The following is a 19,466-nucleotide window of genomic DNA, read 5'->3' on the forward strand; positions in this document are numbered from 1 at the left end:
GATCGGGCGCGAAGCGACTGATGATGAGACCACGGGAGATAACCTTTGACGGCCGCGAGAGCGGCGCGGCTTCAGACGGCCGACGGGCTGTTGGCCGAGACCGTGACGTCGAGGGTTACGTGGCCAGCGCCTGGTCCGAAACGGCAGAAAGCCTCGTCCAGCGCCGAAAAGATCGCACCGGCATCACCGCGCAGTTTCGTGCAGAAATGTTTGGAGCGCTCATAGACGCCGGACTGCTTGAGAAAGTCTATGCAGCCGTAGATCTCGTCCATGTGGTCGTCTGTGCCCATCACATAGAGCGAGAACTGCGCCGCCGCCGGCTGGCCGGTGGCAGCAGCATTGCGCACCGCCGCGATGGCCGCGTCCTTGCGGGGGCCGAGTGGACCGACGGGCCCGCCAAACGCATCGGAGCGGCAGATCGGATCGTCCGGCTCGCCAGGGCAGCCGCGCGAGATGGTGGCCGACAACACGCAATGTTTGCCGCTGCGTGCCGCCGCCACGAAGAGGTCGCGCATGGCAGGAAACAGCACTTCGGGCGGCCCGATCAGCAAGGTCGAGATGTCGTCGGTCTCGATCCTGAGTTTGTCGCGCCAGGGATCGAGCGCACCGAGCGCGCCAAGGATGACACCGACGAAATCGTCGGTCATGGGATATAGGGAAATCTGTGCGCCTGAAAACATCGCCCGCCTCGCTCCGCTGGTATTACCCAGATCAGCTTCTAGGGTCTGTGGGCTTGCCGCCCCCGTCTCAGCCCCGACCGTACGGAGCACCCCTGTGGATGTGCGCCTTAAAGCATCATTCGAGTTGAAGGAAAAGCCGTTTTTTTTATCGCACTGCGCCAAAAGCATTGCGCCAGGGCGGGAGCGGTTGGCTCTGCCGGCGCGAGAATTTATCGGGAACCTTCACCAGGCCGCGAGGTTGTCCCACCAGTCGCTACGCGACGAGTTCACAGACAATGGAGACAAACCATGTTCATGAAAATCCTCGCAGCTTCGGCGCTCACCATTGGCCTGGCGACATCGGCCATGGCGCAGAGCAATGGCACAAGCGGCACCGACGGATCCGGCGGCAGCGGCAAGTCGGTCACCGTCGACCCAAATACGCCGGCTTCGCCGAACACGGTAGACCCCGGCACGACCAACAGTACGACGGTAGCACCGGGCGCCACGAATTCAAACGCGGATGAAAATTGCCCTGCCCATCCGCAGGGCGCACAGCCCGATGCCAGTGGAACGTCGCCGGGCACCACCGCGCCGACAGTTAATGACAACCATTGCGGCAAGTAGGAATTGCAATGAAAAGAAGCCGCGGAGCGAGCGCTCCGCGGCTTCTCAAATCCTGTCGTATCAGTGTATCTACGGCACCGCTTTTTCCCGAACCGGCAGCTTCCACCCCGGCCTGACGAAGTGGCAGGTGTATCCGTTGGGGTATTTCTCCAGATAGTCCTGATGCTCGGGCTCGGCTTCCCAGAAGGGGCCAACGGGTGCGACTTCGGTGACGACCTTGCCCGGCCACAGGCCCGAGGCATCGACATCGGCGATCGTGTCCTCGGCGATGCGCTTCTGTTCGTCGCTGGTGTAATAGATCGCCGAGCGATAACTCGTCCCGACATCGTTGCCCTGGCGGTTGCGGGTCGTCGGATCGTGGATCTGGAAAAAGCGTTCCAGCAGCGTGCGATAGCTTATGATGGCCGGATCGAAATTGATCTCGATGGCTTCGGCATGGCTGCCGTGGTTGCGGTAGGTGGCGTTGGGCACGTCGCCGCCGCTGTAGCCAACACGGGTGGAAATGACGCCGGGATAGCGCCGTATCAAATCCTGCATACCCCAGAAGCAGCCACCGGCAAGGACTGCGCGTTCGGTCGAAGTCGCCATATCACGTCTCCTCAAAGGCAAGTTTGTCTGGACATAGATGGGCATTGTCACCTGCTTCGTCCAGCGGACCGGCGGATCTGCTTCAGTTGCTCGGTCGGGCGAGGCCGTCGATAGCACCCGGCAACTGCCGCGCGCCAGGCGGAATGGCTGCGAAGCTGATCGCCACCGGCGGCGCCTTGAGCGACCAGTCGAAAAGAACGGTTTTGATCGGGATGTCGCCCACCCACGCCTGCAGATAAGATGGCACATCGCGCCCGGGCCAGACCAGCAATATGCCATGCTCGCGCAGCCGCTCCTTGGTGATCCAGGGGGCGTACTGCATGTTCAGTTCGGTGAAGATCGACGGCTTGTCATAGGCATTGAGGCCCGCCAGCGGCGCAATAAGGGCATGGCCGCCGACGATGTCGAGCCGATCGGGCGTCGCAGCGTGCCAGACAGCCTCTGCCTCATCCGAGATCTTTTGCGCCGGCCAGCAGACGGCGTCCATGCGCCCACGCAGATTGCATTTCGTCCAGCGGATGCCCGCATAGGCACCGGATATGCCGACAATGGAGATGAGCGCGCAGATCGCCAGCTTTCGCATCTCGATGGCGCCGAGGCGATGGCCCAGCAAGGCGAGCGCCACAACGCCAGCAAGATTGTACATCGGCGCGCCCCAGGCCTCGCCGGCGCCGGTGAACAGGGACGCCACCATGACGAGGATCGCCGGGCCAACCCCCATCCACAAGAGATAGACCAGCGTGCCGCGCCCGACGGGCTTTTGCGGCGCGGGCGAGCGCCGCAGCAGCCCTGATATCGCCAGCACCAGAAGAAAGCCGCAGAGCCCAGCCATCTGGACGCCGATATAATAAAAGCGGGAGCGATGAGCCACCACCCACTGATCGCGCCAGGCGGCATAGGTCAGCGGCAGGAAATCGACGCGGCAGAGTTCGGCGGCCAGTGGAGCGGCGACAGCGCCGAAAACCGCGAGCCCGAGCCATGGCCAGGGCGTGGCGAGCCGACTGCGTGCGCGTGTGTCCGACAGCAGCCAGATCGCCCCGAAAAGCAATAATAGGCCGGTGGAAAGCTTGGCATAGAGCCCGACGCCCGACACCAGCCCGAGCGCCAGCCACCAGCCCGGCCCACCACCACGGCCCGCACGCCACAACAGCCAGCAGATAGCGGCCCAGAAGGGCATCTGCGCGTAGTCATGATTGAACTGTGGGGTCGGCCAGCCGAAGAAATAGAGCGACGGCATCAGAAGCACGGCGGCCAGCGCGCGGGTTCGCCCGAGCATGTCGCGGGCCAGCAGATAGACTAGCACGAAAGTGGCCGAGATCGTTAGCTGAGCCACGAGATATTGCGGCCAGCGGAACGATCCGGTCAGAAGATGGCTGATCTCGAGCAGCCAGCCGGGAAGCTGTGGATGCTTGTAGGTCAACAGCACCCATTCGCGGCCCCACATGAAGCCTTCGACGACATCGTTGGGCGGTGACACGTCGACAAGCGCGGGCGCCACGGTCCAGCACAGGATCTGTGTCAGGCATAAAAGCGCCAGGCCGGCTTCTGGATAGCGCGTCAGCCCCTGCCAGATCGACGACTGCCGCCAGTCGCCTGGAACAGAACTGCCGACCGGCAGCCAACCGTTCATGGGTTCGTCGATTCGCGTCATGCGGTGGATAAATCACACCGGACGGTTTTTGGAACAGCCCAGAACTCGAAGCTTACGAAAATGTAAACTTGGGTGACCATGGCAAAACCAAGATTGAGGCAGAGTTTCGCGCCACCATGCCGCCTCTCTCATCATCACATGCCAGCAGGACAACAATGGAACACGCCGTCCCGGAGCGCCCTGAACATGCCGGGCACGGCGCATCGGGCGTGATCGCGGCAGGCGTCGCCTACGCCTGACCGGTTCCCGTCCCCCAAAAAGCATCCAGGATTTGATAAATGCGCCACCACCATGCCATCATCCACTACCGTGCGCTCGATTTCTGGATGGCCCGTGCGGCCGTTCTCGTCATCATCTGCCTGCAGCTTCTGGTCATCAACAATCTCTCATTCGGACCGCGCTGGCTAGCGCCCGCGCTGGAGGCCGCTCTGCTGCTGCCCTTGTCGGTGGCCACCGCCTGGACACAGGCCGCCACCCGCAAGGCGGTCGAGGACCACGAGTGGCATGCGATCGGCCAGTTTCGGGTCATGATCCGCAGAACAGCCCTGACCATGACCGCCATCATCAGCATCATGAACTGCGGTTCGCTGGTCCTGCTGGTGCGTGCCTTGCTGGAGGGCCATGCCGGCAACAGCGGCACGACGCTGCTGATCGACGCACTCAACATCTGGGTCACCAACGTCATCGTCTTTGCCTTGTGGTTCTGGAGCACCGACCGCGGCGGCCCGCCGACCTGCGGCCTCGTCAAGCTTGCGCAGGCCGATTTCCTGTTCGCGCAGATGACGTTGAACGACCGTGACCTCCGAGATTGGCTGCCCGGTTTCGTCGATTATTTCTTCCTCGCCTTCACCAATGCGACAGCGTTTTCGCCCACCGATACCTTGCCCCTTTCCCAGCGCGCCAAGCTGCTGATGATGGCCGAGGCCATGATCTCGCTGCTGACCATCGCGCTGGTCGCGGCACGCGCGGTCAACATCCTCGCTTGATCGGCCCGACACGCGAAATAGCCCGCCCGGCGCACCGGAACGGGCTATTTTGGGTTGCCTTCGACAGTTGAAATGCAGCGCCGGCCTAGTGGCGCTTGCCCAGCCTGTAGCTGTTGCCGCCCAGCAGGTTCACGCCGAGCCCGCTCAGAACGCCACCGACGATGCCGGTCTTGTTGCCGTTCAGAATGCCTGAGACGACATTGCCGCTCAGGATGTTGTTGCCGCTGAGCACGTCGTTCAGCGCGGTGATCTTGCCAAGGTCGATGGACGGCGAAACATTGATCAGGCTGCTCGAATTGCCTCCCCAGCCGCCCGAACCTCCGCACCCACAACCTGCCTCGGCGGCTCCAACGGACGATGCAACTGCAACAGCGGCGAAAATAACAGTGAACTTGTTCATGAAAGCTACTCCCGTTTGATGATGGAGATGGCTTCCGTCTTCTGTGGTCTACCTCTTGCTTAACAATATATGAACAATTCATCCGCTCAAGTCTTTATCTAGTTTCGGTGCTTCAATCAAAAATTAACAATAATCATTATGCATAACCGACATGATTAACTTGCTTATCACAACGGACGACGACGAGACCGGTCAACTCGAATGCCGCTCAGCAATGGCCGATCGGAAATGCAAAAAAGCCCGCCCCGGCGTGAGCCGAAGCGGGCAGCGGTCGGTCCTGGAAATGAGAGCCACGCCGCGCCAGGTCCACCTGTCTCGGTAATTCCGTCAGGCAGCAGCCAACAGACGACGCGGTGCCAACAGCTACTCCTCCACCCCCGGCTTGAATCTCCGCACCACAAACTCGAACAGCACGTCCGAAATCCACATCGCACAGACGCCGATCAGGAAGGCGGCCGCCAGCGTGGTGGTGTCGTCGGCGGGATCGGGCATCGGCAGGCCGGCGATCCTGGCGTAGGAGACCGCCGGCAGCGTCAGATAAGCCGCCGCAAGCGCGCCGCAGATCGGCGAGGCCACCATTTCGCGCAGCTTGTAGCGATGCCGCGACAGCGCGCGCAGAACGCCGCCGGCGAGACCCGCCGCCACGACCGGTCCCTTGATGCCGAGCAGGTCGAAAAGATCGTTCATCATGGCCTCCAGCCGCAAAATTTCTGACCCTTTTCGTTGTGAGCCAGGATCGCCGCCACCGACGCGTCGGAAAGGGCCGCCGCCTCTGCCCTTGTCGGCCGGATGGGATGCCCGGCCGCGCAGAACGATCCGCCTGATGTGGTGCAGCCGGCCAGCAGGAGCGAGAGCGCTATGATTTTGACCATCTGGCCAGCCTCCCTCTGTTGTCGTCCGGCGCCCGGCCGGCGACGGCATCGTCGATCTCCTGGGCTTCGGTGCGCGCCGCGGCGTCGGCGGCATCCTGCCTGGCCTTCTGGTTGGCCTTGCCCTTGGCGTAGGCCGTCCAGACACCGGCGAGCGCGGCGCCCATTGCCAGAAGATACGGCCAGGCCTGGCCAAGCAGCGCGAAAGCGAGTGTTCCCATCTCATGTCTCCTTGGCCGGCGCGACCATGCCGCGCGGCCCGTCACGCACCGCGTTGATGATGATCTTGGCAAGGGCAATGGCGCCGCTGATCTGAAGGGCGGTGCGGTCGCTCACGCCGAGCAGCGTCCAGTCAAAGCCGGCGAGCGCGCCGCCGCAGATGATGGCGATCAGCGTGTTGAGGAGATTGTGCAGCGCATTGGTGTTGAACCATGTCATCGAAACAGGCTTCCGAAAAAATCGGCGATCTGATGCCGGACGGCCGCGAGCGCTCCGGCCATGAGAACGAGGAGGCCGGCCACGGCAGCCGTCTTGCCGCCGGGCGTCGGCTGCTCGAGACGAACCGACGGCGCCCCATTGGCCGATGTTTCGACCCTGGGCGGCGCCGCCGCGGTCACCGGTGCGGCGGGGCGCTGCGCCGACATCAGCAGGGCCTGAACCCGCACCGACCTGACCCGATCCGACCAGCCGCGCCCGAATGTTGCCCATGTCGGCAACCGCTTCAGGAACGCCAGCCGCGCATCGCAAAGTGCATCGATGGTCACACCGGCCGGCTTTGCCTTGGCCGCCGCGACGGTGACCGGTCCGATCCGGCCGTCCTGCGCAACGCCGACGGCCGCCTGCAGATATTTGGCCGCCCGGCCAGGCCCGCTGTTGACGGCGAAATCGAATACCGCGTGATCGACGCCATCGGGCAACTCGGCGCCGAGCACAGCGTCCCAGTAGAAGCGGCGATAGACGGTGGCGACCTGCGCGTCGCTGATCGCGCGCAGATCCGCCTTTGTCGCGCCCGCCTTCACATAGCGGCGGAAGCTGGCAAGCGTCACGCCCTTCATGGTGGCGCCGCCAGGATCGGCCAGATGGTCCGACCACCCGCCTTCCGATTTGAGAACAAGCGCAAGCGCCCGCGCGAAGTTGCGGTCCATGGTGTTTCCTTTCCGCCCTTCCGGGCAGTTGTTCAGTTTTTGATTTTTGGTATGTTCGCCGGGTGGAGGTTAGGCTTGGCGCGGGCGATTATGATTCTGGATATCATTCGCCAAGTTGGCAGATACAGACTTAAAATTCTGAGTATCGGCAAGAGAATCGTGCGCTCGGTAAGTCATTGACGCACCTAGGACGCGCAAAAGCACATATGCCTGACATAAGACATTTAGTTTTAGGAGTCCTCATCGGCGCCTTCTCTATCGCGTGGGTAGTTATTGCCACGATAGGGGTGCGGCGAGAGACGCGAGCGTACAACAAAAGCCTGAGAGACATCGATGAGAAGCTCCGTCAGGATAAAGATCAATGAATGAGTCTTCGGCGCGTTGACGCTGCGGAAATGATCAACAGGACTTCAGTCGAAGCGCCGCGACAACTCGTGCTGGATACAAGTAACTGAGGTCGGAGTTCGAAAATTCAGTTTCAGCTAGTTCTTTTTGAAGACGAACAGCTTTGTGTGAAACGATACTGGACTGATCACTAAGTCGATCGCGCGTCGTAAGGTCACCATCGGTCGCGACCGGCTCTCATACAATGGTTCAAGCAGGCGCTTGAACAAATTGCTTTCCCGCATCAACCCCAGATATCCGCCCCTGGACCGACTTTCCAAAAGCCGGAACCCCATCCCGCTGATCGTTCTAATTGTGTCGTTCGGGGTGAAGGCAAATTGGTAAAATCGAGCCATGTCCGCGGCACTCACATCTTCGTATCGACCGAGCCGCATCTTTAGACGCCTCAATGGCGACACGCTGGGGACAGTTAGGAAAAGGAGTCCGCCAGGTTTCAGCACTCGGCGTACCTCCTCGATGATCGATGCGTAACCATCCTTGAAATGTTCGATCACCCCTAAGGACCACACCCCTTCGAAAAAGGCATCCTCGAATGGCATTTCTCGCACGTCGCCGAGAACGATATTAAGTTCGGGGGCGTGCTTCTTGATTCTAGCGATGGTTACGGGGGCAAAGTCTAGTCCGTATGCCTCGAACCCGGCGTGATGGAGCCCAAAGACTGTGTTTGCCACACCGCAGCCTGCATCAATCACTCGATCAGGCGGGCTTAAATACTTTCGGGTAACATGCTGGACAAAGACGCTCTTTTTCCGAATGTCCGTTGCTGTTAGGGATTGCGCCCAACGATCGTCCCAGAATCCTTCGTCGGCTGGTTGGTCGATGAATACAAGACGATCATGCTGCCGATCGAGATATACCTGCTCCACCATTCATTTGCCTCCCCCAAGGCGCCGCTCAACGTCAGTTCATTTGCCGTAGTCTCGACCCACAATCGGAACAGCCGGAATGCTGGTATGGAAGCGCCCGAAGAGCAGTACCCACACCAAGACCTGAATCGTCACGAAACCGACGAATGGCTGCCGTGCCTGCGCAAGAACATTCTCCAAGGCATTCCGGTGCGCATAGACCCCAATCACGCTGCCGAGGATGATCCAGAAGAAGAACCACATACCCTTACTTTTGAGCGAAGCATGATGCAACGCCACCAACGCTCCGCCATAGATCAACCCAAATACGATCACAACGGGAATACCGCCAATCGCCCACGCCTGCCCCCAGAATGTACCAGCCAAGCCGTACAACGCCTGTGAAAATATCTGGGTCTGGAGCACCGTGTTGAACCCAGTGCTGTCGAAGCCGAAGGCCGACGGCTGAATTAGCAGTTGCGCCAAGGTATCGCGAACCGTGTTCCACCATGGATAGGTCGTGCTACTCCTAATCAGCCCTTCGATGTTTTCATGAGTGCCGAAGGCTTCCCAGGAGGCCACCATAGCCATCGGATCAGAACCGCCTGTCAGCATCCTGCCAAACGGCAGGTCGCGTTTGTAGGCCAGATAGAAGGGCTTCATAAAGAAGATGATCGCAAGCGTCGCCAGCCCGATCGCCCATGCCTTCCAATGCAGGGCCGCCTTCGTTATCGGCCACTCCCACAATAACACGATGGCAAACGCCATTGCCAAGATCACCGGGACCGTCCGATCACCCGCGATCGCATTAAGTGCGACCATTAACGCAAAGATGGCTTGATAAATACGAGCGCCGCGACCCCATGGCCTATCGAAATAGATTGATGCCAGAAGACCGATGCCGCTGACCCAACGCCACACGATGGAAATGAGCCCACCGACGGCGTCATAGATGTCGGCACGCTCCATCGCGTACCACTCAAGTCCAGCCCTGTTTGCCATCCATGCATAGCAGGCTAAAGAAATGATCAGCGCGCACCGAATGAACCAGATGACCCGCATCGGGTGCAGTTGGTAACAAGGGGGACGCCTGCCGCCCACAGACGAAGGCATCAGCAGCAGCGCCAACCCGAACCCTAGCCAAGCAGCGACCATCACCAGAATTGCTTCCGACGACGCCGGCTCAAGATATGGCACCAATCCTTTCGCGCTCACAGGCCGCGTGAAGCCAATCAGCGCGGGCACCGAATAAGCAAGAAGGCCGATATAGCCAATCGCTACAACAGAAACCCGATTGTGGCGGGCCACAAGTATAAAGGTGGTCACGGCCACCATTGACCACAGAGCGAGGACCATATCTTTCGTTCGACTATTTGGATCAAAAAAGCAACCTAGGCGATTCGGTCATTCACAACGACAAAGTCACAACTCGAAATCGCCCGCCCAACCGACTGTCGCGCTGACCACCCATGAGCCCGTTGCGTATGCCTCCAGGGTTACACGCTCGCCGGGATCGAGAATGAGATATTTGCCTGCACCGCCGCCCTTGATCGTGTCCGTCCCGTTGGGCTCGATGTTCATGACATGGGTTGCGTGTACCCCGGCAAAGCCGATCCGAAGGCCAGGCACGGCAGGCGGCAGCGTATGTGTGCACGTCGCGCCGGCGCTGTTGTTGTGGCAGAGTGCCCGGTTGTGAAGCCCGGACAGCGTTGTGTTAACGCTCAGATTGATCGGCACACTCGACGTCCCCTGCAGGCCGGGATTGTTGCCGCCAATAAACCTGGTCACGGTGCCGGCCGTGATGGAACTGCCGGTGCCATCGCCAACCCATTCCGTCATGTCAAAGCCATCGACCAGCATTTCGTCTATCGCGCCGCCGGTGGTTACCCGAAAGGCAACGCCAATGGAGGTCGGGTTCTTCAGGGCGATGTCCCTGAGACTGGCTTTGCGCAGCCGTTGGCCCACCGAAAGATTGAACCGGACGCCATGCGACTGGGTGTTTCCCCTGATGCCAGAAAGGCTAAGGCTCGCCGGTGTCACTACGTTCGCAACGACAATGGCGTCGGTCGAGCAGTTCATCAACGTGCCCGGGCCGATCGCAAGTGGCGTCTGGTAGGGCGCGGCGATTACGGCTGTGGCACCTGACGTTCCGCCCGTGATAGTCTCGCCAGCCCGAAAGATGCCGGCCGAACCGCGCACATAGATGCGCTGGGTCGCGCTGTTTGCCGTTTTGGCAATCGCAGAGGTGCCTCCAGTGATTGTTTCAGCGGCCTGAAACGTTCCGCTTATCGGCAAGACCCTCAGCACGTTGGCAAAGAAGTCGACCAAGATGCCCGTCGCGCCGGATGAACCGCCTGTCACCGTCTCACCGAGTTCATAGTCGAGGGTTGAACCGGTAATGACGATTTCAAAATGTTGGAACCGCAGGGTTCCGGTCGAGCCAGAGGTGCCGCCGCTGACCGTTTCGCTAATCGCAAACGATCCAACTTGCGAGCTGAGGGCGAACTGATATTCGCCGTTTGGTTCCAATTGCAGGGCTGTGTTGTAGCGATCGATGTACCAGTTATCGAGCCGGCCCGACTGAATCTGAACGCCGAAGACGTTACCGGCAGAACTACCGGAGAGCCGGTTGCCGATTGCCTTGACATTCGAAATGACGATCTCGCTGTTGGCGTCAGTCGCAGCTACGCCAATCAGACAGTCATTCGCCACCACGTTAGTTATGATCCCTCGCGGATCTCGCGCACCGGTCATCTCCACCCAGACACCGGCGGAGGGGCTGTCGAGATGTGCATCGGCGAAAACCCCGTCGACCAACACGTCGGTGGTGTTTAGATTCCCCGTATAGGTCAACACGACACCGTCGCGTTTGCACTTCGCCGACCGGATGTTGCGCACGATCGGCTTGCGGACGCCGGCCACGTAAACCGTGTCGCCAAACTCGCCGCCGGTTGGCGTGACGATGTTATAGCCGTCAATGTCCTCAATCGTCGGGCTGTCGACACAGAGCGCCATCACACCGGCAAGGCCGAGATTGCGGACTTTCACGCCGCGGATTGTCGGCCGCTTCCGGCGTGCACCAGTGGAGAGGCCGACGCGAATACCGATAGAAGCCTGGTAGCCGGCATGTGATCCACCATCAATCGTGAGGTCCCCGTCTATCAGGACGTCATCGGCAGCGATATCGATGACGGGATGGTGGCCGGTAACGGCACCGACTGGCGCGCGCAGGATCAGGGCAGAGCCGCCCAGGCATTCGACGCGCTTCTTCGCTGTCGAGATCGTATGGTTGCCGTCGGTCTGGTAGGAGCCGTCAATCAGCACATGCGGATAGCTGCCCGCGAGCAGTGCACTGATAGCAGCCGTGGCATTTGTACCGTTACCACGCGCCCCGAGCATTGATGCCGTCACCGGGGTCGAGGCGAGCGTATAGCCTGTCTTCGTCATGCCATCGCTCAGCATGATCACCAAATCCCCGACATTCGTTCCATTCTTGCGGTACACAGCGCCACTGCCTGCCACCTGAGAGCTGTCGTAGAAGGCGGTGCGGATGTATGTGGGTGCTATCGGTGGGGAAAATGCCTCCGCCGTCGCCTTGGTCGCGAATTGCGGATCGAGCACGGTTGTCATGGCGCCCGTCGCTACGTCCGCAGCGGCCTGGGCCTGGTCGATGATGCCTTGCGCGGCTGCCTGGATATCCCCGACTGTGTCGTCGGACTGGTAGAACGACAGCACAATGTCGTCGGTGCCGATCACAGGGTTCAGCGTCTGGAAGGCGAAGCTGCACTCACCCCGTCAACCACTTTCTGAGAAAAAATTCCTAGTCTGGTCGAAACTCCCGCGCTGAGCGACGCTGGCAAAGCGCGTAAAACCCTGCTTTTGCCGGCGGCTGGTCATAAGCCGGCAGGTGTGAAATCATTCGTCGAAGCTCATGGAATGATTCCCGTCGCACGGCCTTGTGGGAGAGGACGATGGACAGACCAGCCATGGCATCCGTGTTCAGGATGCGGCATGCACCAGCCACGGTTTCCGGCGTGTGCAGCACCGGCCAGGGTCAGGCCGATCCAGTCATCCGCGTGCGTTCGCTGGGCGAAGCCATCCGTTTCGTCGCCAACGCCTACCCCCAATACGACGTCGGCGCCGTCGCCATCAGCTGTGGGGATGTTTCGATCGGCAGCCTCGGCAACCTGGAGGTCAAGGCGCTGTGGCGCGAATATGGCGAACGGCTGACGCAGGAATAGGCGTTCGCCCGCAGCCTTTCTGGAGCGGAAATGCCGCTCGTGCGTTTCAACCCCAGCCACGGGAGCAATCGCCATGAATGTCGCCAACCTGCAACTCGAAGGCCTGTTGATGGCCGTCGCCTCGATCAATCGTCTCCTGGTTCAAAAGGGGGTGCTGACGGCGGAGGAAATCGACCTGGCCCTGCGCAAGACCGAGGCCGGCGAAACCAACGAGGAACGATCCGAAGGCATGTCCGCATCCAGCCGCGACGCCGTCAACTTTCCGATCCGGCTGCTGGAACTCGCCAACCAGTGCCAGCCGGAGGCGGAGCTGCCGTCCTTCTCAAAGCTGGCCCGCATGGTCGGCAAGATAAAGGAACCCTACAACGACCAGCTGTGAACGGTGCCGGCGGGCCGGCATGCGTCCGCGGTGGCCCACTGCCCTCGCCTCAAGCCCTGCCCGGCCATCCCAAATTGAGCGAAAGCACCTTGCCCGGTCCATGCACCGCCGCAAACAGCAGTCCGGCCAGGAACGAAAAATGGTCGATGAAGAAGCCGAACTCGGCCTGGTTGCCGGCCCAGTGGCTGGGTCCGTGGAAGGCAAGGGCCAGGAACAGCACATAGGCGGCGGCGACAAGGGCCGCCTGCGTGAAGAAGGCGCCGGTCAGGAAGCACAGCACCAGCGCGACTTCCAGGATCGCCGCGCACCAGGCCAGGAACAGCGGAAACGGAAAGCCGGCGGCGGCGATATAGCCGGCGGTGGCCGCCATGCCCATGAATTTGAACGTCACCGCCATCAGGAAGACGCCGGCGAAGATCAGCCGGGCGATGAGAAGGGCCGCGGTCTGCCACGGCGATTGAGTGATTTGCGACGACATGCTCGTTCTCCAGCTTTGCAGGTTGCTCGCTCCTAGGACGCGCGACGGACGCCAGATCCGACACACCAGGCCAATTTTTCTCGACAGGGCGCTTGCCGCGGGTCGAAGCAGGCTTCGAAGCCTCACACCGACGGCAAGGAGCGATTTTCGGTTTGCCGGCCGACGGTATAGCGTTGCTCCCTCAAAGGGGGAAACGGACATGGCCAAGGCATTGACCATCGGCGCACCGCGGCATCCGGCGATGAGCACCGCCTACGAACAGGAATGCAGGGATATGCTGGCTCCGCATCTCGACGCCCTGCTCCGCAAGGTCGAGGCTGCCGGCTGGGACCGCGGGCAGGCCGCCTCGGCGCTCATGTATCTCGCCGCGATGCGGCTGAAGCCGGCCTGACGACACGCCGGCCCGAACGGCTCTCCGGCGCATCGCGATTGAAACTTGTTGGTAATCACGAATGTGATATTGTTAGCCGGGGCTAATGCAGCGGTGTGCCGGTGCAGCAATTTTGGGTGGGCTGAAATTTGCGAACAAGCGTCAGGTTTGGGGCGATACCTCGTGGCGTGGGGTCGGCGACGCTGGAATGCAGCGGCTGCGGCGGCGCTGGCCAGGTCTTCCAATGTCCGCGCTGGACGAGTTCCAACGGCCATTGTTGCCCTGCCGGCACCCACCGGCGCGGCTGCCCCGGCCTCAGCGCGGCATGCTCCGAATGTGACGGCGACCACGCTGCCGACGCCGACCCGATGCGGCCATCGGCCTGATACAGGCCGGTTGCAGCCTGGCCGTGTCGCCTGGTGGAACCGGCGGCGCCGATCTGTGTTATGTCGTGTTGATCGCGGGCGCCGAAGGTTGCGCGTTTCCCCGACAACAGAAAGCGAGGCCTGAGATGGCTGACGACAAGTCGAAGACGAAACAGGACCGCAAGCAGGTCTCGGGCGAAGAGCCCTACGAGGTTGCCGCCTTTGCCCGCAAATACGGCATTCCGCCAAGCGAGGCACAGACCATCATCAAGCGCTACGGACCCTCGCGCAAGAAGCTCGACGCCCATATGGCGGCCCGCGGCTAGCCGAAACCATTTCGCCTGGGCGGCGTTGAAGACGCTGCGGGCCGCGTCAACCGGGCCTGGTGGTACGGTGAACAGGATGTCTTTTTCCCGGTTTCTCATCCTGGCCAACGAAACGGCAGACGAGCATCTGTCCCACCCGGCCCGCAGCGCCACGCATTGAGGGAGGTTGTCATGTCCGACACCATACGCAGGACCGGCAGCTGCCTGTGCGGCGGCGTGCAGTTCGAGGTTCACGGCGCGCCGCTGCGCGTCGGCCTGTGCCATTGCAAGGATTGCCGCAAGGCCGGCGGTTCGGTCTATTCGGCCTTTGCCATCTGGCCGCGCGAGGCCTTCGAGACCACCGGCCTCGTCAGCTCCTATGGCACGCGCAGCTTTTGCCCGACATGCGGCGGCCGCGTCGCCTGGGTCGACGACAACGAGGCCGAGGTGGCAATCGGCAGCCTCGACATCGCGCCGACCGATCTCGTGCCCGAATATGAATTGTGGACCTCCAGGCGCGAGACCTGGCTGCACGCTTTGCCCGGCGCCGAACAGTTCGAGCATGACCGCCCAGCGGCGTACAACGCCGAAGCGCCGACGCCGAGATCGCTGTCGGACATCGACGCAGAGATTTGATCTCCGGGCAAGGGAACCCTGCCCTGCCGCCGACGTTACCGGACGCCTCTCACGCATGTCGCCCGGCGACTTGCGGCAATCATGGAGACGACCGTTGAACGACAAGATGTTTCCCCGCCCCATCAGGCTGAAATTCGCGCCTGAGCGCGAGCGCATCGTCCGCAGCGCCTGGGAAGGCCTGGAATGCCTCGGCGACTGGCCGGCTGGCCAGGGACGGCGCTACCGGGCGGCGTTGCGCAGCTGCCGCGATGCGCTGGATGGCTGGACGCCGCCGGAAAAAGCGATGCGGGCGGTGATCGACGCCGCGCGCGAAGCAAAACTCCTGCAGTAGTTGGAAAACAGGACATGTCCGAGCTCATTTTGCCCACACCGATGCGGATCAAGCCGCATGGCTCGGACACGATCCGCGACGTCGCCACGCTCAGGGATGCCAGCGAAATCCTGATCGATTGGCCGCAGGCCAAGCGCGGCCCGTTCTACCAGGCGGCGCGCGAGAAGGTCGAAGCCGCATTGGAAACCCAGACAGGCGCCGCCGAGGCGCAGGAAGCGTTCGCAGCGCTCTGCAGCCACGCCGGCGTCTTGGTGCGGTAGGTGTCAAAGGAAGCAGACGTCGTGCCTCGCCTGCTTTGTCATTTCGTTGGAAGCTCGCCCTGGACAATCGGCTGAGAGGTTTCGAATCCAAAGCTCTTCGGCACCAGAAGAATCAATGCAATCACGATGGCGATCGATGCAAGCAACGTGGCTGTGGCTGCAATATCTCTCACGATAATCTCTCCAAATTCCAAGTCGTGAGAAAAACGCTCCCGAGAAAACGAGGTTCCATTAGCTTGTGCGATAATACCAGGGAGCCGGCGTTTATTGCTTCGGCGGCTGGGGTGGAACTTCACCCGGCTTGATCACCGGCGTCTTGCCTTCGTCGGGGGCCGGCGCCGCCATGCCCTGGTCTCCCGTCGGGGGCGGTTTCAGCACGCCGCCGCAGTCGTTGAGCTTCGCGGTCAAATTGCCGTCATCGGCTTGCTTTTCAGGCTGCTGTTTTGCCTCTTGCCCGGTCTGAGCCCTGCATTTGTCGGCCTGCGGCGCCTGGCTGTCGTTCTGCTGCTGGGCTGCGGCCGGCACTGCCAGCGCCAGCATAAGGCCGAATGGCATGATGGCGAGAGTTCTCATCCCTACCTCCTTCTTTCTTTCACGGTCGCCTGCGGCGACCTTCCCTTCACAGGGACAACGCCTGTCGACGAAAAAGGTTGGCCGCGTCGCCGGGCGGCATTGCAACCAAACCCGTTCGCCGGCCGTTGCGCGTGCCGGAGGCGGTCATGTTCGAAGGTTTTCAAGGCGCGGAAATCGACACCGGCGATGCCGGCATATTCTGCCTGCGTGCCGGGACCGGGCCGCCATTGCTGTTGCTGCACGGCTTTCCGCAGACGCATCTGATGTGGCGCGACATCGCGCCCGCTCTGGCCAGCCGGTTCAGCGTCGTCTGCGCCGATTTGCGCGGCTATGGCGGCAGCTCCTGTCCGGCGTCCACTCCGGACCACGCACCCTATGCCAAGCGCGCCATGGCGGACGATTTGGTGAGGCTGATGGAGAAGCTGGGTTTCAGCAGCTTCATGGTCGCCGGCCATGATCGCGGCGGGCGTGTCGCCTACCGCATGGCGCTCGACCATCCGGGCAGCATCGACAGGCTCGCCGTCCTCGACATCGTGCCGACCGCCGATGCCTGGGACCGCGCCGACGCCAGGCTGGCGCTGGGCTATTGGCCATGGTCGCTGCTGGCGCAGCCCGAGCCATTGCCGGAAAAGATCCTGTCCGGCGCCGCCGAGGCGATCGTCGACAATGCGCTCAACGGCTGGGGCTCACAGCCATCGGCGTTTCCAGCCGAAGTGCGTCAGGCCTATGTGGAGGCCCTGCGTACGCCTGCCCACGCCCATGCCATCTGCGAGGAATATCGGGCGGCAGCCACGCTCGACCGCGAGCATGACCATGCCGACAAGGCAGCCGGCCGGCGCATCCGCTGCCCGCTGCTGGCGCTATGGAGCGGTCAGGGCGCGTTGGCGGATTGGTATGCCGGCGAAGGCGGACCACTGGCGCTGTGGCGCGGCTGGGCCGACGACGTGCGCGGACAGGCGATGCCGGGTGGACACTTCTTCCCCGAGGAGGACCCGGCGCGGACGGCCGATCTGCTGGCCGGCTTCTTCGGCGAAACCAGTCACGGCATCTCCGTGCGATCGGAGTTACCTTCGCCCTCCCCTTGATGGGCTCAGGACGTTTCGGTTTCAGGCAGGTCGGCGCCCAACTGCGGAACGATGATCGAATCCAGCGGCGCCGTCAGCGACCAGCTGAGATGGCCCGGGCTGCGATCCAGCACCGCCAAGCCGTTCAGCGATTGCGGCGCGACCCGTTGCAGGACGACGGTGCCGAAACCCTTGCGCGTGCTTTCGTCTTGCCGCCCCCCGGGCCGCTCTCCCTCACGCACCGGCATCGTCTCGTCCCAGAGCAGATGGATTTCCAGCTTGTCCGAAGCGCCTTCGACGATCCGCCAGGTGATCTCCAGCCGCCCGGCCTCGCTCGCCAGCGCGCCATATTTGGAAGAGTTGGTGCCGAGTTCATGAAACGCCATGCCGAGATTTTGCACGGCATTCGGCTGCAGGGTCAAAAGCGGTCCGGAAAGCGATACCCGCGCCTCGTGGCCGAACGGCTTGAGCTGCTCCTGGGCAAGGTCGAAGAGGCTGGCGCCGGCCCATTCCGAGTTCACCAGCAGATCGTGCGACCGCGACAGCGCCATGATGCGGGAACGGATCATCTCCTCGAACTCGCGCGGATCGGTCGAGCGTTTGCTGGTCTCCCGGATCATCGAGAGGATCACCGCGAACTGGTTCTTGACGCGATGGTTCACCTCGCGGAGCAAAAGCCTGATCCGGCGCTCGCTCTCCTTGCTGGCGGTGATGTCGCGGGCGATCTTCGATGCGCCGATGATCTCGCCGGACGCGTTCCTGATCGGCGAAATGGTCAGCGACACGGCGATGAGGCCGCCATCCTTGCGCCGGCGGATCGTCTCATAGCTGGCCAGGAGCTCGCCCCTGCGAACCCGGCTGATGATGTCGGTCTCTTCATCCTTGAGATGATCGGGGATGAGCATGAGTACGGAGCGGCCGACGGCCTCTTCGGCGGTGTAGCCGAACATGCGTTGCGCCGCCGCGTTCCAACTGGTGATGATGCTGTTCAGGTCCTTGCTGACGATGGCGTCGAAGGACGAATCGACAATCGCCGCCAGCCGAGCGTGGGCAGTGATTTCGAGCAGGCTATCGACGCTTGCCAATTCTGTCATTGCCCCGTCGTGGCCCCACCTTGCCGCCTCCCGCCAGCGTCTGCGTGAGGATTCCCCTCCTGCTAGAAATGCCTGACCGGGCATTTTGGTTGCAGTCGGTGCGCAGCATTCCGCATTTGCGGTCGCGGACACGCATGTCACGATAATGCCCGGCCCTCCATCTCGGCAATGCCTCTGCGGCCGTAAATGCCGATCCAGTCGAGCTGCTGTAAGCCCGATGACCGCTTCGCCCTGTCCGTCTCATCGGCCTGCTTTTTCGGAGCCGGCGTCGTTGGGCGGCGCAACGGGCACTGCATCGGCGTCGGGATTCCTTTGCGGACAGTCCTCATAGCTGTGGTCGCGCCCGCCGCAGAAGGAACAGCACATGGCCTCGCGATCCCCGCTTCCGGGCCGCCATTGCGGAGTTTTGTAGGGCTTCCTGCCATCCATCCCCAGCAATGCACGACGGACCATTTGGTTGCGCTGCCACAGACGGCGAGCCGGCGGTTGCGGAACCACCCGGCGGGATGCGAGTTTCGGCCGATATGTCCATTCGAGGAACAGCCATGCCAATGCGCCGAATTGCCTTGACGGCAGCGATCCTGCTGGCCGCGACCGGCCTCGCCGAAGCCAGGCCCGACACCCGCACGATGAGTTGCGACCAGCTCCGGCAACTGCTCCAAAGCCGCCATGCCGTGGTGCTGACCACAGGCCCCAACACCTATGATCGCTATGTCAGGCAGTTCGGCAACGAATGCGACTGGCCGGAGGTGCCGATGTCGGCCTATGTCCCGACCCGTGACGGCAGCTGCCCGGTCTACCGCTGCGAGGAACCTGTCACCAACTTTCCGGACTGACACCGCGCTTCCAATCGGCTTTGCCGCCGCAGTGCGTTGATCCCGGCGCGCGAACCGGCTAGGGGTGGGGCGCAACGTGCATTTTCCCGCTTCGTCTAATGGTAGGACAGCGCCCTTTGAAGGCGTGAATCGAGGTTCGAGCCCTTGAGCGGGAACCAGCAACCAAGCGCTTGGCTGGTTCGAAGCCGCGCGCAGACTGGCCAGCCGGCTTCAGCACATTAGCGCGCGCTTGTATTTCACTCGAAGCAGGATCATCATCCAGGCCGTCAGTGGCTTGAAGGGGTAGAGCGCATGGAACTGAGTTGCTTTGACGGGGGCGTGCTTGCGTCGACGATGTCCCTGAACGTCACGGCGGTTTT

The 19,466-nt window shown here is 62.0% G+C and carries 27 protein-coding genes, 1 tRNA gene and 1 riboswitch; of the genes, 12 read left to right on the forward strand and 16 right to left on the reverse strand.

The genetic code is table 11. The features are described from left to right. Nucleotides 1-71: 71 nt before the first annotated feature. Nucleotides 72-680 (reverse strand): YkoF family thiamine/hydroxymethylpyrimidine-binding protein, encoded by a 609-nt coding sequence (locus EOC83_RS18095; RefSeq protein ID WP_063170276.1) that lies wholly within the window; start codon nt 678-680, stop codon nt 72-74. Beyond that, a riboswitch (TPP riboswitch) is annotated at nt 671-784 on the reverse strand. Its footprint overlaps the gene before it by 10 nt. Nucleotides 785-968: 184 nt before the next feature. Between EOC83_RS18095 and EOC83_RS18100 the strand changes: the two genes are divergently transcribed. Beyond that, a complete protein-coding gene (locus tag EOC83_RS18100; protein WP_013530794.1) occupies nt 969-1,286 on the forward strand; it encodes a hypothetical protein in 318 nt (105 codons plus the stop codon). 69 nt (nt 1,287-1,355) lie between these two features. Here the strand turns inward: EOC83_RS18100 and msrA are convergent, their stop codons facing one another. Together msrA and EOC83_RS18110 are read right to left on the reverse strand one after the other, a co-directional pair. Then, nucleotides 1,356-1,874 (reverse strand): peptide-methionine (S)-S-oxide reductase MsrA, encoded by a 519-nt coding sequence (gene msrA, locus EOC83_RS18105; RefSeq protein WP_013530793.1) that lies wholly within the window; start codon nt 1,872-1,874, stop codon nt 1,356-1,358. A gap of 82 nt (nt 1,875-1,956) precedes the next feature. After that, nucleotides 1,957-3,504: a glycosyltransferase family 39 protein gene (locus tag EOC83_RS18110; RefSeq protein WP_063170277.1), complete on the reverse strand. Its 1,548-nt coding sequence runs from the start codon at nt 3,502-3,504 to the stop codon at nt 1,957-1,959. 299 nt (nt 3,505-3,803) lie between these two features. Here EOC83_RS18110 and EOC83_RS18115 point away from each other — a divergent pair, with 299 nt between their 5' ends. After that, a complete protein-coding gene (locus EOC83_RS18115) occupies nt 3,804-4,511 on the forward strand; it encodes a hypothetical protein (RefSeq protein WP_013530791.1) in 708 nt (235 codons plus the stop codon). 85 nt (nt 4,512-4,596) lie between these two features. Here EOC83_RS18115 and EOC83_RS18120 read toward each other — a convergent pair whose 3' ends face one another. The 9 genes from EOC83_RS18120 to EOC83_RS18160 all read right to left on the reverse strand — a co-directional run bounded on the left by EOC83_RS18120 (nt 4,597) and on the right by EOC83_RS18160 (nt 11,931). Further along, nucleotides 4,597-4,911 carry a hypothetical protein gene (locus EOC83_RS18120; RefSeq protein WP_013530790.1) on the reverse strand — a complete coding sequence of 105 codons (315 nt, stop codon included), beginning with the start codon at nt 4,909-4,911 and terminating at the stop codon, nt 4,597-4,599. A 363-nt stretch (nt 4,912-5,274) separates the two neighbouring features. Then, the gene (locus EOC83_RS18125; RefSeq protein ID WP_013530789.1) at nt 5,275-5,598 is read right to left on the reverse strand and encodes a hypothetical protein; all 324 of its coding nucleotides are present in this window, start codon (nt 5,596-5,598) and stop codon (nt 5,275-5,277) included. Then, nucleotides 5,598-5,783: a hypothetical protein gene (locus tag EOC83_RS18130; RefSeq protein WP_063168556.1), complete on the reverse strand. Its 186-nt coding sequence runs from the start codon at nt 5,781-5,783 to the stop codon at nt 5,598-5,600. Before EOC83_RS18130 ends, EOC83_RS18125 begins: the two co-directional genes overlap by 1 nt. Beyond that, nucleotides 5,768-6,001 (reverse strand): phage-related exported protein, encoded by a 234-nt coding sequence (locus EOC83_RS18135; protein WP_013530787.1) that lies wholly within the window; start codon nt 5,999-6,001, stop codon nt 5,768-5,770. The genes EOC83_RS18130 and EOC83_RS18135 overlap by 16 nt, the downstream gene beginning before the upstream one ends. Nucleotide 6,002: 1 nt before the next feature. Next, nucleotides 6,003-6,218: a hypothetical protein gene (locus EOC83_RS18140; RefSeq protein ID WP_063168557.1), complete on the reverse strand. Its 216-nt coding sequence runs from the start codon at nt 6,216-6,218 to the stop codon at nt 6,003-6,005. Next, entirely contained in the window at nt 6,215-6,925 is a 711-nt protein-coding gene (locus EOC83_RS18145; RefSeq protein WP_063168558.1) for a glycosyl hydrolase 108 family protein, read from the reverse strand. Before EOC83_RS18145 ends, EOC83_RS18140 begins: the two co-directional genes overlap by 4 nt. 482 nt (nt 6,926-7,407) lie before the next feature. After that, the gene (locus EOC83_RS18150) at nt 7,408-8,199 is read right to left on the reverse strand and encodes a class I SAM-dependent methyltransferase (RefSeq protein ID WP_063168559.1); all 792 of its coding nucleotides are present in this window, start codon (nt 8,197-8,199) and stop codon (nt 7,408-7,410) included. 36 nt (nt 8,200-8,235) lie between these two features. After that, nucleotides 8,236-9,531, reverse strand: a complete 1,296-nt coding sequence (locus tag EOC83_RS18155; protein ID WP_063168560.1) for a hypothetical protein — start codon at nt 9,529-9,531, stop codon at nt 8,236-8,238. 66 nt (nt 9,532-9,597) lie between these two features. After that, nucleotides 9,598-11,931, reverse strand: coding sequence for a hypothetical protein (locus EOC83_RS18160; RefSeq protein ID WP_063168561.1), 2,334 nt, complete (start codon nt 11,929-11,931; stop codon nt 9,598-9,600). Between the two features lie 215 nt (nt 11,932-12,146). Here EOC83_RS18160 and EOC83_RS18165 point away from each other — a divergent pair, with 215 nt between their 5' ends. Both EOC83_RS18165 and EOC83_RS18170 read left to right on the forward strand, forming a co-directional pair. Further along, nucleotides 12,147-12,416 carry a hypothetical protein gene (locus EOC83_RS18165; protein ID WP_063168562.1) on the forward strand — a complete coding sequence of 90 codons (270 nt, stop codon included), beginning with the start codon at nt 12,147-12,149 and terminating at the stop codon, nt 12,414-12,416. A gap of 73 nt (nt 12,417-12,489) precedes the next feature. Then, nucleotides 12,490-12,795 (forward strand): hypothetical protein, encoded by a 306-nt coding sequence (locus tag EOC83_RS18170; protein WP_013530780.1) that lies wholly within the window; start codon nt 12,490-12,492, stop codon nt 12,793-12,795. Nucleotides 12,796-12,844: 49 nt separating this feature from the next. Here the strand turns inward: EOC83_RS18170 and EOC83_RS18175 are convergent, their stop codons facing one another. After that, nucleotides 12,845-13,273, reverse strand: coding sequence for a DoxX family protein (locus tag EOC83_RS18175; RefSeq protein WP_063168563.1), 429 nt, complete (start codon nt 13,271-13,273; stop codon nt 12,845-12,847). A gap of 199 nt (nt 13,274-13,472) precedes the next feature. Here EOC83_RS18175 and EOC83_RS18180 point away from each other — a divergent pair, with 199 nt between their 5' ends. The 5 genes from EOC83_RS18180 to EOC83_RS18200 all read left to right on the forward strand — a co-directional run bounded on the left by EOC83_RS18180 (nt 13,473) and on the right by EOC83_RS18200 (nt 15,540). Further along, nucleotides 13,473-13,664: a hypothetical protein gene (locus EOC83_RS18180; protein ID WP_013530778.1), complete on the forward strand. Its 192-nt coding sequence runs from the start codon at nt 13,473-13,475 to the stop codon at nt 13,662-13,664. Between the two features lie 490 nt (nt 13,665-14,154). Next, nucleotides 14,155-14,334, forward strand: coding sequence for a DUF3606 domain-containing protein (locus EOC83_RS18185; protein ID WP_013530777.1), 180 nt, complete (start codon nt 14,155-14,157; stop codon nt 14,332-14,334). A gap of 171 nt (nt 14,335-14,505) precedes the next feature. Continuing rightward, nucleotides 14,506-14,949 (forward strand): GFA family protein, encoded by a 444-nt coding sequence (locus tag EOC83_RS18190; protein ID WP_013530776.1) that lies wholly within the window; start codon nt 14,506-14,508, stop codon nt 14,947-14,949. Nucleotides 14,950-15,043: 94 nt separating this feature from the next. After that, a complete protein-coding gene (locus EOC83_RS18195) occupies nt 15,044-15,280 on the forward strand; it encodes a DUF982 domain-containing protein (protein WP_013530775.1) in 237 nt (78 codons plus the stop codon). Between the two features lie 14 nt (nt 15,281-15,294). Then, nucleotides 15,295-15,540, forward strand: coding sequence for a DUF982 domain-containing protein (locus EOC83_RS18200; protein WP_027160738.1), 246 nt, complete (start codon nt 15,295-15,297; stop codon nt 15,538-15,540). A gap of 38 nt (nt 15,541-15,578) precedes the next feature. Here EOC83_RS18200 and EOC83_RS33590 read toward each other — a convergent pair whose 3' ends face one another. Further along, the gene (locus tag EOC83_RS33590; RefSeq protein WP_263484935.1) at nt 15,579-15,713 is read right to left on the reverse strand and encodes a hypothetical protein; all 135 of its coding nucleotides are present in this window, start codon (nt 15,711-15,713) and stop codon (nt 15,579-15,581) included. Between the two features lie 91 nt (nt 15,714-15,804). Continuing rightward, the gene (locus tag EOC83_RS18205) at nt 15,805-16,113 is read right to left on the reverse strand and encodes a hypothetical protein (protein WP_013530773.1); all 309 of its coding nucleotides are present in this window, start codon (nt 16,111-16,113) and stop codon (nt 15,805-15,807) included. 146 nt (nt 16,114-16,259) lie between these two features. Between EOC83_RS18205 and EOC83_RS18210 the strand changes: the two genes are divergently transcribed. Continuing rightward, on the forward strand, nt 16,260-17,198 hold the full coding sequence (locus EOC83_RS18210) for an alpha/beta hydrolase (RefSeq protein ID WP_063170278.1): 939 nt from the start codon (nt 16,260-16,262) through the stop codon (nt 17,196-17,198). A 5-nt stretch (nt 17,199-17,203) separates the two neighbouring features. Here the strand turns inward: EOC83_RS18210 and EOC83_RS18215 are convergent, their stop codons facing one another. Continuing rightward, nucleotides 17,204-18,271, reverse strand: a complete 1,068-nt coding sequence (locus EOC83_RS18215; RefSeq protein ID WP_063168565.1) for a PAS domain S-box protein — start codon at nt 18,269-18,271, stop codon at nt 17,204-17,206. Nucleotides 18,272-18,816: 545 nt separating this feature from the next. Between EOC83_RS18215 and EOC83_RS18225 the strand changes: the two genes are divergently transcribed. Together EOC83_RS18225 and EOC83_RS18230 are read left to right on the forward strand one after the other, a co-directional pair. Further along, nucleotides 18,817-19,107, forward strand: a complete 291-nt coding sequence (locus tag EOC83_RS18225) for a hypothetical protein (protein WP_013530770.1) — start codon at nt 18,817-18,819, stop codon at nt 19,105-19,107. 84 nt (nt 19,108-19,191) lie between these two features. Then, nucleotides 19,192-19,265, forward strand: a tRNA-Gln gene (locus EOC83_RS18230). The last annotated feature ends 201 nt before the right edge of the window (nt 19,266-19,466 follow it).

The sequence above is a fragment of the Mesorhizobium sp. Primo-A genome (assembly GCF_003997175.1).
Lineage (GTDB): Bacteria > Pseudomonadota > Alphaproteobacteria > Rhizobiales > Rhizobiaceae > Mesorhizobium > Mesorhizobium ciceri.

Excerpts from the sequence above, each read along its gene's own strand:
- EOC83_RS18095 (WP_063170276.1), bottom strand. The coding sequence starts at position 680 with ATGTTTTCAGGCGCACAGATTTCCCTATATCCCATGACCGACGATTTC.
- EOC83_RS18100 (WP_013530794.1), top strand. The coding sequence starts at position 969 with ATGTTCATGAAAATCCTCGCAGCTTCGGCGCTCACCATTGGCCTGGCG.
- msrA (WP_013530793.1), bottom strand. The coding sequence starts at position 1,874 with ATGGCGACTTCGACCGAACGCGCAGTCCTTGCCGGTGGCTGCTTCTGG.
- EOC83_RS18110 (WP_063170277.1), bottom strand. The coding sequence starts at position 3,504 with ATGAACGGTTGGCTGCCGGTCGGCAGTTCTGTTCCAGGCGACTGGCGG.
- EOC83_RS18115 (WP_013530791.1), top strand. The coding sequence starts at position 3,804 with ATGCGCCACCACCATGCCATCATCCACTACCGTGCGCTCGATTTCTGG.
- EOC83_RS18120 (WP_013530790.1), bottom strand. The coding sequence starts at position 4,911 with ATGAACAAGTTCACTGTTATTTTCGCCGCTGTTGCAGTTGCATCGTCC.
- EOC83_RS18125 (WP_013530789.1), bottom strand. The coding sequence starts at position 5,598 with ATGAACGATCTTTTCGACCTGCTCGGCATCAAGGGACCGGTCGTGGCG.
- EOC83_RS18130 (WP_063168556.1), bottom strand. The coding sequence starts at position 5,783 with ATGGTCAAAATCATAGCGCTCTCGCTCCTGCTGGCCGGCTGCACCACA.
- EOC83_RS18135 (WP_013530787.1), bottom strand. The coding sequence starts at position 6,001 with ATGGGAACACTCGCTTTCGCGCTGCTTGGCCAGGCCTGGCCGTATCTT.
- EOC83_RS18140 (WP_063168557.1), bottom strand. The coding sequence starts at position 6,218 with ATGACATGGTTCAACACCAATGCGCTGCACAATCTCCTCAACACGCTG.
- EOC83_RS18145 (WP_063168558.1), bottom strand. The coding sequence starts at position 6,925 with ATGGACCGCAACTTCGCGCGGGCGCTTGCGCTTGTTCTCAAATCGGAA.
- EOC83_RS18150 (WP_063168559.1), bottom strand. The coding sequence starts at position 8,199 with ATGGTGGAGCAGGTATATCTCGATCGGCAGCATGATCGTCTTGTATTC.
- EOC83_RS18155 (WP_063168560.1), bottom strand. The coding sequence starts at position 9,531 with ATGGTCCTCGCTCTGTGGTCAATGGTGGCCGTGACCACCTTTATACTT.
- EOC83_RS18165 (WP_063168562.1), top strand. The coding sequence starts at position 12,147 with ATGGACAGACCAGCCATGGCATCCGTGTTCAGGATGCGGCATGCACCA.
- EOC83_RS18170 (WP_013530780.1), top strand. The coding sequence starts at position 12,490 with ATGAATGTCGCCAACCTGCAACTCGAAGGCCTGTTGATGGCCGTCGCC.
- EOC83_RS18175 (WP_063168563.1), bottom strand. The coding sequence starts at position 13,273 with ATGTCGTCGCAAATCACTCAATCGCCGTGGCAGACCGCGGCCCTTCTC.
- EOC83_RS18180 (WP_013530778.1), top strand. The coding sequence starts at position 13,473 with ATGGCCAAGGCATTGACCATCGGCGCACCGCGGCATCCGGCGATGAGC.
- EOC83_RS18185 (WP_013530777.1), top strand. The coding sequence starts at position 14,155 with ATGGCTGACGACAAGTCGAAGACGAAACAGGACCGCAAGCAGGTCTCG.
- EOC83_RS18190 (WP_013530776.1), top strand. The coding sequence starts at position 14,506 with ATGTCCGACACCATACGCAGGACCGGCAGCTGCCTGTGCGGCGGCGTG.
- EOC83_RS18200 (WP_027160738.1), top strand. The coding sequence starts at position 15,295 with ATGTCCGAGCTCATTTTGCCCACACCGATGCGGATCAAGCCGCATGGC.
- EOC83_RS18205 (WP_013530773.1), bottom strand. The coding sequence starts at position 16,113 with ATGAGAACTCTCGCCATCATGCCATTCGGCCTTATGCTGGCGCTGGCA.
- EOC83_RS18210 (WP_063170278.1), top strand. The coding sequence starts at position 16,260 with ATGTTCGAAGGTTTTCAAGGCGCGGAAATCGACACCGGCGATGCCGGC.
- EOC83_RS18215 (WP_063168565.1), bottom strand. The coding sequence starts at position 18,271 with ATGACAGAATTGGCAAGCGTCGATAGCCTGCTCGAAATCACTGCCCAC.
- EOC83_RS18225 (WP_013530770.1), top strand. The coding sequence starts at position 18,817 with ATGCCAATGCGCCGAATTGCCTTGACGGCAGCGATCCTGCTGGCCGCG.